We start from the raw sequence: 14,411 nt of genomic DNA, 5'->3' as shown, positions 1-14,411 counted from the left end.
AACTAGTTGACGATTATCCCGAATCCCGGATTTTATTTCGAAGTTCAATTTGTTTAAGTATGCAAAACTTTGTAATGATTGATCTTGCGGAGTCATTCATTTCGACGAATTGAAAAGAAATTCTATAAGACTGTTTTCCCTGTTCAATAACACTTACGATTCTGCTGCGGAACTCTACATTTTTTTGAATATTGTTCACTTCTATGTGTAAACTCCCGTTAATCAAATTTTCGGGCTCTCCTATTTTTTCTGGAAACAGAAAAGATGCTCCATCTGCGCCTATATCATGGCTGGTGACTTCAACTGTTTCAAGTTGTTTCGGATTATTGGAAGCAGGCAATATTATATTCATTTTTACAGCTACATGAATCCGGAAAAACTGTCTTCTTTGCGCTTTTTTAATTGAATTTTCGGATGGCGTATCAATTAATATTCGCGAGTCGGGAAACTGTTGAATATTCGATTCAAATGAATATAACCCCTCCATATCATGAAAGTAAACTGTGATAGGCATTCTATTTTCAATAACTAGGGGGAGGCCTTTTCGGTTTAATGGTCTTTGGACAAGCAAATTAGATTCATGCTTTATTAAGTGTGTGAAAAACAATTCATTATCGGCTGTTAATAGTTCAAACAATTGCCCTCCAAAAAATTCAGTCGCAGACACGGTATCAGGCAAACCTTCATCCCCTTTCTGCATAAGATGCTTTACCCATTTCATTAGAACATAGCAATCTATACAAATTCTTAACAAACTTCTTAATGCAAGTTCTACCAAATTACTGGTTGTATAGAATTTGTACAGATAAAGCAGGTAATATGGAATGGTTGATTGTTATCGGTAATCGAACTTAATACCTTATTAAAATTAGGAGAAAGTGAAAAAAGATGGATAAATTAAGTTTTTACATACAAAAAGTGATTGGTAAAAGAAATAGGAAAGATATTTACAGTCATACAGGTGATTTATTAATACCTGTTTCTACAATTATCACTTATGATCACATAATTCTCTTGGAGGAAAACGGAATTATCTTAAACGGTGATGAAGTAACTGATAATGTTTCAGACTTTCAATCGGATTTTACACAGCATCATAAAATGATTGATGAAACAGTAAAACAAGTGAGCGAAATATTTGGAGAAATACGCATTACAAAGAAAATTCCGCTTGCACAGTTGCGGAAAGAGGCTATACCAACTATTCTTGCAGCTAGTGACAGCAAATACCTCCTTCCATTATTTGCAGCGCTCCAAGCAAAAGATGATTATACATACCGTCATAATATTGCGGTGGCCGCTCTTTCAAATCTGATAGGAAATTGGATGAAACTCGGAAAACAGGAATTGCTGCAACTGACAACCGCAGCATTGCTACATGATGTGGGCAAAATGTTCATTCCGGAAGAGATTTTAAACAAGCCGGGAAAGTTTACGACCGAAGAATTTAATACAATGAAAAAACATACGATTTACGGCTATGAAATCTTAAAAGGAACGATAGGGATTAATCATCGGCAAGCTCTTGTTGCCCTTCAACATCATGAACGAATGGATGGCAGCGGTTATCCGTTAGGGATTAGAAAGGAAAACATTGATCTGTTTAGCAGAATCGTATCTGTTGCGGACGTCTTCCATGCAATGACTTCCAATCGGGTATATCGAAATCACTCCCCTTTTTACGAAGTGTTATCTGAAATGGGAAGAAATATGTTTTCGACATTAGATCCTGTCATAACTAAATTGTTTATTGAAAAAACAATGAATAGTTTAATCGGATACTCTGTCTTACTTACTGATGGTCGTGTAGGAAGAATTCTTCTAATACATCGGAATGATCCAACACGTCCGCTTATCCAGCTGGGAAATGAATTTCTTGATATGAGTAAGGATTTGTCTATATGCATTGAGCAAATTGTGAGTTAGAAATAGATTTGGGGTGAAATAAAATGATTCTTGAAGGTAATTATAATTACTATATTGTTATGCTCTCAATAATCGTAGCGATTTTAGCATCGTATTCTACATTAAATATTACAGCAAAAATAACCTTTGCAAATGGCAAAAATAAATACTTCTGGCTGCTTTCAGGTTCCATTGTGATGGGCAGCGGCATATGGTCCATGCACTTTATTGGAATGCTGGCATTTCATTTAAATATAAGCATGAAATATGATGTATGGATTACATTGCTTTCTCTATTGGCGAGTATCGTTTCATCGTTTATTGCGCTTTTTATTACGATGCCGCGAAAAGTAAATAGATACAATATTGCATTGGGCGGATTTTTTATGGGAATCGGAATTGCGGCAATGCATTATATTGGCATGAAGGCGATGATTATGCCTGTTGAGTTATCATACAATCATTTTTTGATTTTCCTTTCCGTAGCCATTGCTTTCATTACTTCCTATATAGCATTATTTTTGTTTCTTCGCTTCAGGGACCAATCTTCATCCAGTTGGATAAAGTGGGTATCCGCGGTCATAATGGGGATGGCTATATGCGGCATGCATTATACAGGGATGAAAGCAGCAAAATTCCATGCTCATACTGGGATAATAGCGGATGATCAACCGATGAATCCTTTTTTGCTTTACGGTGTGACAGTTACCATTTTCATTATTTTAAGCTTCTCATGGGGAGCGATGTACTTTGACCGAAATGTGCTGGAAAAAATGGCGTATCGGGATGCGCTTACAAGCTTGCCTAACCGACATGAGATGAATCGTTTCTTTGAAAGGCTGGCAGGCAATGAAAACATCGGTGTTTTATTTATTGACTTAGATCAATTTAAAGCGATCAATGACACATTGGGGCACGATATAGGAGATGTGCTAATACAAGAGGTCGGAGTTCGGCTGCATCAGTTTGTAAGAAGTGGCCAGCAGGCATTCCGGATTGGGGGCGATGAGTTTTTATTCATCATAAAGCAGTGCAGCGAAAAAAAGGCGAAACAATTGGCTGAGCAAATTTTGCAAATTGTTAAGAAAGCCTATCACATTCAAGGCAATGAATTATATATTACAGCGAGTATTGGGATCGGGATTGGTTCGATCAATAAGTCCGATCCATCTCTTCTTCTAAAAACGGCCGATACAGCGATGTATAAGGCGAAAGGGCTAGGGAAAAACCGATACTCCATATACAATGATGAAATGGTTATAAAAGAGAAACGAAGAATGGTGTTGGAGAAAGATTTACGAACAGCGCTTGAACATAGGCAATTTTATTTAGAATACGAACCGAAATGGGACGTACAAAAAAATCGAATATGCGGATTTGAAGCATTAATAGGCTGGGAACACCCTCGATTCGGCACAATCCCTCCAAGCGAGTTTATCCCAATCGCGGAAGAAACAGGTAGTATTATACCGATTACTCGGTGGGCACTGGGCGAAGCATGCATCCAAATCAGAGGATGGCAGGAAAGAGGGAAAAATCTTCCGGTTTCCGTAAAACTTTCCGGTAAGCTTTTTCAGCTGGATAACATGGCGACATTGGTTTCCTCTATATTGGATGGAATGGAACTTGACGCCCAGCTTCTTGAATTGGAAATTACTAAGTCCACTATATTGTATGATTTGGATAATGTAATTTTCCAGCTTAAAAGTATTCAATCGTTAGGAGTAAAAATCTCTATAGCTGATTTTGGGACAGGCTATTCTTCCATAGGTTTACTTGAGCTCCTGCCGATCGACTCGATTAAATTAGATCGATTATTTACGGATGATTTAGATAAGCAGAGTAAACGTACAATCATAAGCGCTATTATGTTCGTGGCGGAAAACTTTGGGCTCGAGGTTATCGCTGAAGGAATAGAAAATCAGCGGCATGTTGAATCATTTACTCAATTGGGATGTCATGTGATGCAGGGGCATTTCTATGGAAAACCAATGAAAGTAATCGAGGTTGAAGAATGGATGAAAAATCAACCTGAAAATAAATTTTTATCCATAAACTAGTGATAATTATTTAAAAGGTAAAATTCGGTGGATCTCTTTCAAATGGATTGCAGGCTGATGCATGTTGCTTATTAATAATTATATATAAAGGAGAAACTTATATTATGTTAGATAAATTAAAATGGAGAAATTTGAAGGTCGGGTGGAAATACTGGTTCACATTCGGGTTCATTATAGCCTTAGTTGGGATTTCTGCAATATTTGTGTCGCTTTTACTGTCAAAAATCGAGGATAATGTTTCCGTTCAAAATCAACGAGGGGATCGTGCCATTAAAGTTACGGAAATGGGTTCATTAATACGGGCGAACCAAATACGGATCGTCAAATATATCCAAAATGATAATCCGCAAATGATTGAAGAATATGAAGAACGCAGGGAAAGAATTGAAGTAATTATTTCAGATTTAAAAGGAAGAATGTATACCGAGGATCAAAATACATTATATAATCAAGCTATTGTTAACAGTGCTTCAATAAACAACCTATTTGCGGAAATTATTGATGTCAAAAAGCGAGAAGATACGGAAAGGCTTTTGGAGCTGGAAACAAAAACAGACAGTATTCAAATAGAAACGATTGCCCTATTAGAGCAATTGAAATTATTTGTCAATGAAGATCGCGATTTGGCTGTCCAAGAAACGATAAGCAGCACAAAACTAGCATATCAAGTGCTATTATACGCAATAATAATTTCCATCATTATTGGCGGAACACTAGTATTCTTCATTAATCGATCAATAGCCCGGAGTTTAAATAAAGTTGTAGAAGTCAGTAATCGGATTGCTGATGGTGATTTATCTATTGAAAAGTTTCAAGTGCGGGGAAAAGATGAACTAGGGCGATTAGAGTCAGCGATTAATACGATGAGCGATAATCTTCGTCATATGGTTTCGCAAATTTCATCGGTTTCACAGTCTGTAAGCAGTCAAAGCGAAGAATTGACTCATTCATCAAACGAAGTAGGCATTGGTGCTGAACAAATTGCTTTAACAATGGAAGAGTTGGCTTTTGGTTCTGAACAACAGGCAAGTCATTCTTCTGAAATATCGAGTCTGATGGAAGATTTAAACAGGAAAATCAATGAGGCTAATCATGAAAGAGATATGCTGAAAGAAGCTTCTGATAAAGTTTTAGATCTATCGAATAACGGTAAAGCGCAAATGGATCTTTCGGATAAACGAATGAAAGAAATTAATGAAGTTGTCTTATCATCAGTGGAAAACGTAAAAGGATTGAATCAACGGTCACAGGAAATATCAAAATTAGTATATGTTATTCAAGGAATTGCTGAACAAACCAACTTGCTTGCACTTAATGCAGCGATTGAAGCGGCTCGTGCAGGGGATGCCGGCAAAGGATTTGCGGTTGTTGCCGATGAGGTGAGAAAATTAGCAGAGCAGGTAGGAAGTTCAGTAACTGAAATATCGGATATTATTAACGGTATACAAGAAGGGACAAAATCCACCGTTGATTCTTTACAGGTTGGTTATAATACAGTGTTAGAAGGTAGCACACAAATGGAATTAAGCCGCGATGCCTTTAATTCAATTAATGATGCAATAACTGATATGATTGGCGGAATACAAAAAGTTTCCGAAAATCTGGCGGAAATTACAACAAGCGGCCATAAAGCTAGAGCATCAAGCGAAGAAATTGCTGCTGCTTCCGAACAAGCGGCGGCAGGAATTGAACAAAGTTCAGCTACAGCCCAACAACAAAGCAGTTCCATGCAAGAAATAACAGGAAGTTCCGAATCATTGGCATCTTTGGCTGAAGAACTAAATGATATGATTCAAAAGTTCAAAGTATGAAGTCGGGAATTACTTTAATCCGGCAAACTGATATGGGATGGTAATTGTCCATTATTGGCATTCTGCTACTATTGTATATTACGCTCCAATCAAAGGAAGCGCAGGAGACCCCTGTTCTTCAGCTAGCAATCACGGATGGTTTAACAGCCGCATTAAAAATTGCTGAGAAAATTCGTATGCGCGTAGAGAATACAGATTGGGCGATTCCCTCGGTTAACAGGCATTGCTAAAATCCGCTTTTTAATAAGGCGATCGAAAGTCTAATTCAACTAGGCTTTCGATTGCTTTTTATTTGTCTTTTTTTATGTGCAGAATCGATGTTTAAGCTTTGTTTTCTTCATTAAAATAAGCACTTTTTGAATAGATGACTAAAATATGGGAAAGATGAACGTATTAATTAGCGATACTGATGAAATATTAAGTATGCTCATATCTGATTCAACGCGTTAATAAAAGTAAAGAGCGGCAAGAAATTTTGCTGACATTATTTTCAATTTTAAAGAAATCTGATCGCAAAACGGGGGAATGTCATGTTTTTTGAAAAAAAGAGAAATAAAGCATCACTCAAAAAACAAAAGGGTGATTTACCGCCGCCTTCACAAAACAACGATGAAGTGAAATCTCAAACAAATGACCAGCAGCCTATTTCCGACTCATCCGAGGTTTTTATAAAAGACGTAAAAGACCGAATTCATTCGCCGGCAGATTTAGTAATCCGGTACGTGACAGAGACAATTACTATTTTGTATATCGATAATTTAATAAAAGAAGATGTACTGAATGAAAAAATATTGCCTATCCTGCAGAATATGAACGATGAAACCCCGACTAGTATCCATAATCAATTACCGCTGCCGCAAGTAAACGTAGCAGACCAAATGAATCAAAGCATTGAGACTATGCTGACAGGCGCTGTATTGATCCATGCGGCGGGACATGCACTGGTCACTATGGTCCTCATTCCTGCAAGAGAATCCCGAGGTTTATCCGCACCTGAAAATGAATCGCAAGTTATCGGTTCACAAGTAGGTTTTAATGAGAGTCTCTCCACAAATATATCGCTTGTTCGACGATTTATTTTGAGCCCGGATCTTAGCAATGAAAGATTGAAGGTCGGGAAACAAACAAATACAGCGCTCTCCATACTTTATATGGATGGTATTGCAACAGAGCAAAATGTCAATACTGTCCGGCAAAGAATACAGACACTTGATATTGAAGATTTGATCGATAGCGCGGAATTGGCAGAATTGATCGATGACAGCTCCCTGTCCATTTTTCCTCAAATGCTGTTAACGGAGCGCCCCGATCGATTTTGCGATGGTTTATTAAGCGGAAAAATAGGCATCCTTGTTGACGGCAGTTCGATGGGAATACTTTGTCCTTGCTCATTTATAGAGTTTTTTCAAAGCAGGGAAGATAAAAACTTGCGTTGGCCAATTGCGACCTTTGTGAGATGGCTAAGATTTGTAGCCATTTTTATTTCCATATTTTTCACCCCAATATACGTAGCATCATTAACTTTCCATTATGAAGTCATTCCGCAGCCGCTTTTAGTTCCGCTTAGTGAATCAAGGGCAAAAGTACCTTTTCCACCAATATTGGAGGCGCTTTTCCTGGAGCTGATTATGGAGCTGCTTCGTGAGGCTGGAGCGAGATTGCCTACGAAAATAGGCCAAACGATCGGGATTGTCGGAGGTGTTGTACTTGGTACAGCAGCGGTACAGGCAGGGATTACAAGCAATATTCTTATTATTATTGTCGCTTTATGTGCACTGTCTTCGTTTATTACCCCGAGTTATATGATGGGAAATGTCATTAGACTGCTTCGCTTTCCCATTATAATATTGGCCGGTTTTTGGGGTTATTACGGTATAATGCTGGCCCTTTGTATACTGATCATCCATTTATTGCGCCAAACAAGCCTGGGCGCGCCTTATATGGCTCCTTTTTATCCGCCTAGACTTAAAGATTTAGGGGATAGCTTAATACGTCTGCCATATCCGTTCATTATTCGAAAATCGCCAAATGCGAGAGTGGAGGATCCGGATTATTCAACAATGCATGTAAATCTTAAAGGCGGCAAGAAGGTGAAAAAGTGAAGAACAAGCTTCAAATCAGTACTGCTCAGACGTTCAATGCCCCTCTTCTCTTTTTCGTAATTTGTTCCGCTCAAATTGGTGTAGGAATTCATGGGTTTCAAAGCATCCTCTATAAAAATGCAAAACAGGACGCTTGGATTTCCATCATTATTAGTTTCGCTGCAGCACATCTCATTGTCTTTATTATTTTTAAAACGCTGGAATTATACGAATCAAATGATCTTTATGGAATAAACCTTGATTTATTCGGCAAATATTTAGGCAATATTATCAATTTGATTTTTATTGTTTATTTGGGAGTAGCCTTTTTTGCAATTATTGTAAACTATTCGGAAGTCATTAATACATGGGTATTTCCGAGCTTAAGTCCGTCATTTATCACTATTACACTGCTTATATCTGTAAGCTATGCTTTAACTGGCGGACTGCGGGTAATAATAGGGGTTTGCTTTTTCAGCTTTTTTTTAAGCCTTTGGATTTTAATCGTACTAATATTTCCGGTGGAATATTCGAATATAAATTACTTGCTTCCTGTATTCGACAATGATTTTATAAGCCTCCTGAAGGGGGCATATTATATGACTTTTACAATTGTAGGTTTTGAAGTATTATATGTCATTTATCCTTACGTCAAGGAAAAGAATAAAGCGAAAAAATATGTCCACTTAGGCTTGCTGTTTACACTGGCTATTTATTTGTTTGTCATGTTAATTACGTTAACTTTTTTTAGTGGCGAACAGCTTGAGAAAACGATCTGGGCAACATTAACATTGTTCAGCATTATTCGTCTGCCGTTTCTTGAACGGATCGAGCTTATTACTATTTGTTACTGGATGATGATTATATTGCCGAACCTTTGTTTATTTGCATGGTCTGCTTATCGGGGAATCGACCGAATATTTAAAATTTCCGTAAAGAAATTTATTTTTAGTCTGTCGCTCCTTGTATTTATAGGCTCCCTGCTTTTAAAATCGCGGGTCGATATTAATTCATTCAACAACTATTTTGGGAATTTTGCATTCTGTATGGTTTTTATTTACCCTTTCTTAATATATTTCATTGCTCTCATAAAGAGAAAAGTCTTTAAACGGCAGTCTTGAAGGGAATGAATGAGATGATTACGTTCAAAAAACTAGTTTTGCTGATCACATGCACCATTGTATTAGTTGGTTGTGCAGAACAGAAAATTCTTGAAAGGATCAGTTTAACGACACTGGTAGGGTATGATTCAGGAGATGATGATAAGCTGGCCGTCACTGCCGTTATCCGACAAATTAATCCGGATTTAGAAAGTAAAATTGAATTGCAATCAGCAACTGCAAAAACAAGCAAGGGAGCTCGTGCAAAAATTGATTTAAAAACATCGAAGAGAATAGGCTCAGGACAATTACGGGTTGTGCTATTCGGTGAGGAACTGGCAAAATCCGGTTTAGATGATAATATTCATATTTTAAAAATGAATTCCGAAATAAGCAATGCAACATATTTGGCTATTGTAGAAGGAGATATGAACACACTATTGGAGTATAAGTATGAAAATATAACAGATCTAGGGCAACATATTTATCAATTAATCAAGCATAATATTGAACAACAATATATTGTTTCATCGACACTTCATGAAGTCAACAGAGATAAACTTTCATTTTTAGCTAATTATGCAATGCCGGTATTAAAAAAAGAAGGGGACAATATTGAAATTTCACGTATTGCTTTTTTTAATAAAGGGAAAATAGTAGGAAGTCTTCCAGCGAAGGATTCCATATATATATTGATGGTTCAAGGGAAGACTCATAACGGAACACTTGAATTGGAGATACCAATAACAACATTGGAGGAATCTTCATCGAATTCTTCGGAAGAACTGCCAATAGTAATCGACTCCATTAATTCAAAGCGGACCATTAAGTTAGCAGATTCGGCAGTACCAGAGTTCAATTTAACAATCACAATTGAATGCCGGTTATTGGAGGTCGATTCAGATGTAAATATGGATGAGGCGAGCCTTTTTCAAAAACTTGAAAAGGAAATCAATAAGGAAATTGAAAGTGAAATTAACCGGATTATACAATTTAGCCATGACATCGATACCGATATACTCAAATTTGGCGAGTATTACAAAGCACAAAATCGAAAAGCGGATATCGATAAAGAGAAATGGGAGGAGATGTTTTCGGAAATGAAAGTAAATGTTACAGTAAAGACGGAAATTATCCGTGATGGCGTGTTTCAATGATATCTTTATAGTGAAAAACTAAACATCATCCTTTAGAAACAATAAGCTGATGTTCCTGTCATGCATTATAATGAAAGGTGGATTTGCCTTTACGATGGCATTTCTGCCTTTTTGCATTCATAAAATATTCAAACTATAGCTGGAAAGGGGTCTATATATGATTTGGCTTGTTTTTGTTGTGTTGTTTTTATTTTTAGGCTTTGCTGTACATAAGCTGAAGTGGCATTTTTTAATTTCAGGCTATAATACAATGCCGAAAGAGCAAAAGAAAAATGTCGATGTAGAGAAGTTGGGAAAGGCGGTCGGCATATATGCGTATTTTATGTCGGTGCTATTTGCATTGATGGCGCTTGCGCACATGCTCGAATACTCGCAGCTGATTTTGCCCTTCATAATCATTGTAATTGTAGCGACCATCGTGTTAATTATAAAAACACAAAAGTATAATCACAATTTATTCGACGAAAAGGGTAAATGGAAGCAAGGGGCTGGTAAGCATTTGAAAAAGCCTGCTATTATTTTAACGATTTCTCTTGCGGCAGTGGCTATCATTATTTATTTCGCCAATGAACGAGCGAAAATCGAAGCAACAGAGGAGGGGCTGGAAATCGGCGGGATGTACGGGGATACATATCATTGGGCGGAAATGGAGCAGGTCATGCTTGTCGACCACTTACCCGACATTGCGATGCGCACAAACGGTTCGGCAATAGGCTCCATGCTGCAAGGGCATTTCAAATTCGAAAATGGGGAAAAAGCGAAACTGTTCATCGATAAAAGCAACCCTCCGTTTGTCCGGTTTATATATGAAGACAAAACAATTATTTTCAATTTGCCATTAGAACAACAAACACGCACTATGTATGAATTAATAGTGGAAAAAACGAAACAATAAATTTGCCGAGGGGTTGAATCACCCAATATTCAACCTCTTTATTTGTTTGCAGAACTTCTGTTGGATTTTATTGCATAGTTTTTTGAAATAGCAGGCTCTTCACCAAAAGTTGGGGATGACAAAACTTCATGCCAAGGCGAGTTGATTGGAATGGAGGGGAGGCGACTCCAGCGGGAACAGCACGAGGGAGAGACTACAGGCTCGAGCCGTGCCCGCGGAAAGCGTCCGACCCGCAATGGAAATCAACCCCATGTTATGGTGATGAACCAAATAGCATCAAAAAATAATAATAAAATCCTTTTGAATTATAAAAATAAAATATTTCGCTCTTCACCAAATGTAGGGGATGACAAAATTAAATTTCCAAAAGGGCTAGTTTTAACGGGAGGTAAATTCTCGTATTGGCTGAATTTCTGTTGTATTCATAAATTTGTGGATTGTGCATAATTATTTAACAATTTAATTAATTATAAAAATTTATAATAATTCGCTTGATTTAATAAATATGCATATGTATAATGAAAAACATCAGAAAGCTTACAGAGGTGGGTCATATATGAAATTGTTAGAAGAGGTGCAATTAAAGCCCGTTGAAAGTTTGAAAGGAAAAGACTTATTAACATTGCTTGATTATACAAGCGAGGAAGTACAGCAGTTGCTTCAGCTTGCTACACAGTTAAAGACAATTACAAAAGCGGGTAAATGTCCGCGTCTATTGGAAGGAAAGACGCTTGGCATGATTTTCGAAAAAAGCTCGACGCGTACACGTGTATCATTCGAAGTTGGGATGCAGCAGCTTGGAGGCTATGGGATGTATATGAATGCACGCGATATGCAAATCGGCCGCGGAGAACCAATTTCCGATACCGGGCAAGTGTTGTCAGGCTATTTGGATGGCATTATGATTCGTGCAAATTCCCATACGATGGTGGAAGAGTTGGCAGAATATGCAACAATTCCAGTAATAAATGGTTTAACGGATCTGGATCATCCTTGCCAGGCATTAGCGGACCTTGAAACAATTGCAGAAAACAAAGGCGAGCTAAAAGGATTAAAAATCGCATACATTGGAGATGGCAATAACGTGGCACATGCTTTAATCGCGGCAGCCGCGCATGTTGGTATGCATGTAGCTGTGGCAACCCCGGCAGGCTATGAATGCGACGTAAATATCATTGAAAAAGCTCAATTCATCGCTGCTCAAAACGGGAGTACTGTTTTTGTGACGAATGATCCAGTTGAGGCTGTAATGAATGCTGATGCAGTGTATTCAGATGTTTGGACATCAATGGGGCAGGAAGAGGAAACGGAAAAACGCCTTAAAGACTTTGCCGGCTACCAAATTAACGATGAATTAGTGGCATATGCTAAACCGGACTATATGTTCCTGCATTGCTTACCGGCACACCGTGAGGAAGAAGTTGCGACATCAGTTATTGATGGACCAAATTCTTATATATTTGAGCAGGCGGAAAATCGTCTGCATGCTCAAAAAGCTGTTTTAGTATCTTTATTAGCGTAAAGATCGAGTAGGTGGCATGTACTGCGGGTTGCGGTCGCCTCTATTCCACATACAGAGTTTGCTTGCAGGAAGAGCGGGCAAATGATGTAGTAGGAAGCATGAATATGAACGGGAGACGCTGTGACGATTCATGATGGACTACAAGTGATGTCTGTATTCAAGATGGAATGCTCCATCACCACATAGAAAAAGCAATCCGGGAGACGCTGGATTGCTTTTTTCCTTTATAGTGAACCGCCTGTAGCTTAACTGACAAATTGCTGTGCCAGTTTTTGCGTAAATTCCTCGCGTTCATTTTCAGTCGCAACATTCCACCATTTTTCCAGAAATACACCGAGCCCAGGTAATAAATGCTCCTCGCCGCGGGCAATGGCGTCATTGACGATGTCTTGAAATTCCGCTGCATCGGAGCCCATCACATTTGCCGTAATTGCTTGTCGAATTTGAAAATCCATAAGAAACCTCCTTTTCCCATACTTTGTACTAAATAATCTACTTTATACATCGCATTGTGGTATTGATTACAAAATATTTATGATAAAATAAAATTTCGAGTACTTAAAAAGGACGGGAATTTATGAAACGAATTGAATCAGCGCAAAACGCCTTAGTTAAACATTGGAAAAAGCTTGCTACACAGCGAAAGGAACGCGAAAAGACAGGGGAATATATTGTGGAAGGTTTCCACTTAGTAGAAGAAGCATTAAAACATAAAGATCAAATTGTACAAATAATTGTGCGTGATGGTGTTGATTTACCATTATTATGGGCGATTGATGATGTTGTATTCGTACATGTGAATGATGCAGTAGCTAAGGAAATTGCAGAAACCGAAAATTCCCAAGGCGTATTTGCCCATTGCAAACAGCGCCACATTCCGGAAGATGAGCAATATGACTGGCGTAAAGTGCTATTGGTCGATGCTGTACAAGATCCGGGGAATATCGGCACAATGATCCGCACTGCTGATGCAGCAGGAATTGATGCAGTAATATTAGGAAAAGGAAGTGTGGATGCCTTTAATCCGAAGGCTTTGCGCTCCGCTCAAGGCTCGCATTTCCACATTCCAGTCATTCGAGGGGATTTAGTGGAATGGGTGGAAAATCTTCAGGCAGATGGCATACGCGTATATGGGACATCATTGGAACAATCGGTTAATTACAAAGAGATTCAACCAAGCGATTCATTTGCGTTAATCGTTGGAAATGAAGGTAGCGGCATAAATCCGCAAATTTTGGCGAAAACGGATCAAAACATCATTATTCCGATTTTTGGCGGGGCAGAATCATTGAATGTCTCTGTTGCAACAGGGATTTTATTATATGCGTTTATAAAATAAATGAAGCGGGAAATCGCAGCTGGGGGCTTTCCGAAAAGAATCGATGAAATCGATCTTTTCGTGAAGGCCTTCTTGTTTATAATAGTTTTTTGGTGAAGGTCAAAATTTTGGTGTAAAAAATCATATTTTCATTTGCACCGAATTTTAGGGATTCCTTACTGGATAGCTTCTTTCTTTTTGGTAATTGAAACCAGTTATTTGTAAATAAAAACCATAAAATGCAACATATAAATGTTTCTGACTAGTCGCAAAAAAATAACTTTAACGAGTTCATAGAAATGTCATTTTTGAAATGGGGTTTTTAATTGCTCGTAATTGCGCAGTTTTCCTGTGTTTGTCGTCATTATTTTAAAATACTAAAAAATATAATCGCGAAAATAGTAAGAAACAAGGCTTTTTTCCAATTAGATGTTTTGACACTTATTTGATGTTTAACTAAAATCGAAGTTGGTTAGACAAGTGCCCGGTGTTTGTCAATATAGTTGTCGCATCAAGCTACTTAACTTTTCTATCAAAATCAAAATCTGTTCTATTAAAATCC

Annotated in this window: 11 protein-coding genes; 9 read left to right on the top strand and 2 right to left on the bottom strand. The window is 37.9% G+C overall.

What is annotated here, in order from left to right:
• Positions 1-13: 13 nt before the first annotated feature.
• A complete protein-coding gene (locus ACTHOQ_RS14520) occupies positions 14-778 on the bottom strand; it encodes a flagellar brake protein (RefSeq protein ID WP_440496868.1) in 765 nt (254 codons plus the stop codon).
• Positions 779-888: 110 nt separating this feature from the next.
• Between ACTHOQ_RS14520 and ACTHOQ_RS14515 the strand changes: the two genes are divergently transcribed.
• The 8 genes from ACTHOQ_RS14515 (at position 889) to argF (ending at position 12,531) form a co-directional block, all read left to right on the top strand.
• A complete protein-coding gene (locus ACTHOQ_RS14515) occupies positions 889-1,926 on the top strand; it encodes an HD-GYP domain-containing protein (RefSeq protein ID WP_440496867.1) in 1,038 nt (345 codons plus the stop codon).
• Positions 1,927-1,949: 23 nt separating this feature from the next.
• The gene (locus tag ACTHOQ_RS14510; RefSeq protein ID WP_440496866.1) at positions 1,950-3,965 is read left to right on the top strand and encodes a bifunctional diguanylate cyclase/phosphodiesterase; all 2,016 of its coding nucleotides are present in this window, start codon (positions 1,950-1,952) and stop codon (positions 3,963-3,965) included.
• A 104-nt stretch (positions 3,966-4,069) separates the two neighbouring features.
• Positions 4,070-5,776, top strand: a complete 1,707-nt coding sequence (locus tag ACTHOQ_RS14505; RefSeq protein ID WP_440496865.1) for a methyl-accepting chemotaxis protein — start codon at positions 4,070-4,072, stop codon at positions 5,774-5,776.
• A gap of 530 nt (positions 5,777-6,306) precedes the next feature.
• The gene (locus tag ACTHOQ_RS14500) at positions 6,307-7,878 is read left to right on the top strand and encodes a spore germination protein (protein ID WP_440496864.1); all 1,572 of its coding nucleotides are present in this window, start codon (positions 6,307-6,309) and stop codon (positions 7,876-7,878) included.
• The gene (locus ACTHOQ_RS14495; RefSeq protein WP_440496863.1) at positions 7,875-8,978 is read left to right on the top strand and encodes a GerAB/ArcD/ProY family transporter; all 1,104 of its coding nucleotides are present in this window, start codon (positions 7,875-7,877) and stop codon (positions 8,976-8,978) included. The genes ACTHOQ_RS14500 and ACTHOQ_RS14495 overlap by 4 nt, the downstream gene beginning before the upstream one ends.
• Positions 8,979-8,992: 14 nt before the next feature.
• Positions 8,993-10,114 carry a Ger(x)C family spore germination protein gene (locus ACTHOQ_RS14490; RefSeq protein WP_440496862.1) on the top strand — a complete coding sequence of 374 codons (1,122 nt, stop codon included), beginning with the start codon at positions 8,993-8,995 and terminating at the stop codon, positions 10,112-10,114.
• Between the two features lie 157 nt (positions 10,115-10,271).
• Entirely contained in the window at positions 10,272-11,009 is a 738-nt protein-coding gene (locus ACTHOQ_RS14485; RefSeq protein ID WP_440496861.1) for a DUF3784 domain-containing protein, read from the top strand.
• Between the two features lie 556 nt (positions 11,010-11,565).
• Positions 11,566-12,531, top strand: a complete 966-nt coding sequence (argF, locus tag ACTHOQ_RS14480) for an ornithine carbamoyltransferase (RefSeq protein ID WP_440496860.1) — start codon at positions 11,566-11,568, stop codon at positions 12,529-12,531.
• A gap of 245 nt (positions 12,532-12,776) precedes the next feature.
• Here the strand turns inward: argF and sspI are convergent, their stop codons facing one another.
• Positions 12,777-12,986: a small acid-soluble spore protein SspI gene (gene sspI / locus ACTHOQ_RS14475; RefSeq protein WP_440496859.1), complete on the bottom strand. Its 210-nt coding sequence runs from the start codon at positions 12,984-12,986 to the stop codon at positions 12,777-12,779.
• A gap of 122 nt (positions 12,987-13,108) precedes the next feature.
• Between sspI and ACTHOQ_RS14470 the strand changes: the two genes are divergently transcribed.
• Complete coding sequence (locus ACTHOQ_RS14470; protein ID WP_440496858.1) at positions 13,109-13,870, top strand: TrmH family RNA methyltransferase; 762 nt, start codon at positions 13,109-13,111, stop codon at positions 13,868-13,870.
• Positions 13,871-14,411 lie beyond the last annotated feature (541 nt).

The sequence above is a fragment of the Solibacillus silvestris genome (genome assembly GCF_051967575.1).
GTDB classification, from domain to species: Bacteria; Bacillota; Bacilli; order Bacillales_A; family Planococcaceae; genus Solibacillus; species Solibacillus silvestris_B.
The sequence above is the reverse complement of the archived record's forward strand: the minus strand, read 5'-3'. Positions and strand labels throughout refer to the sequence as shown.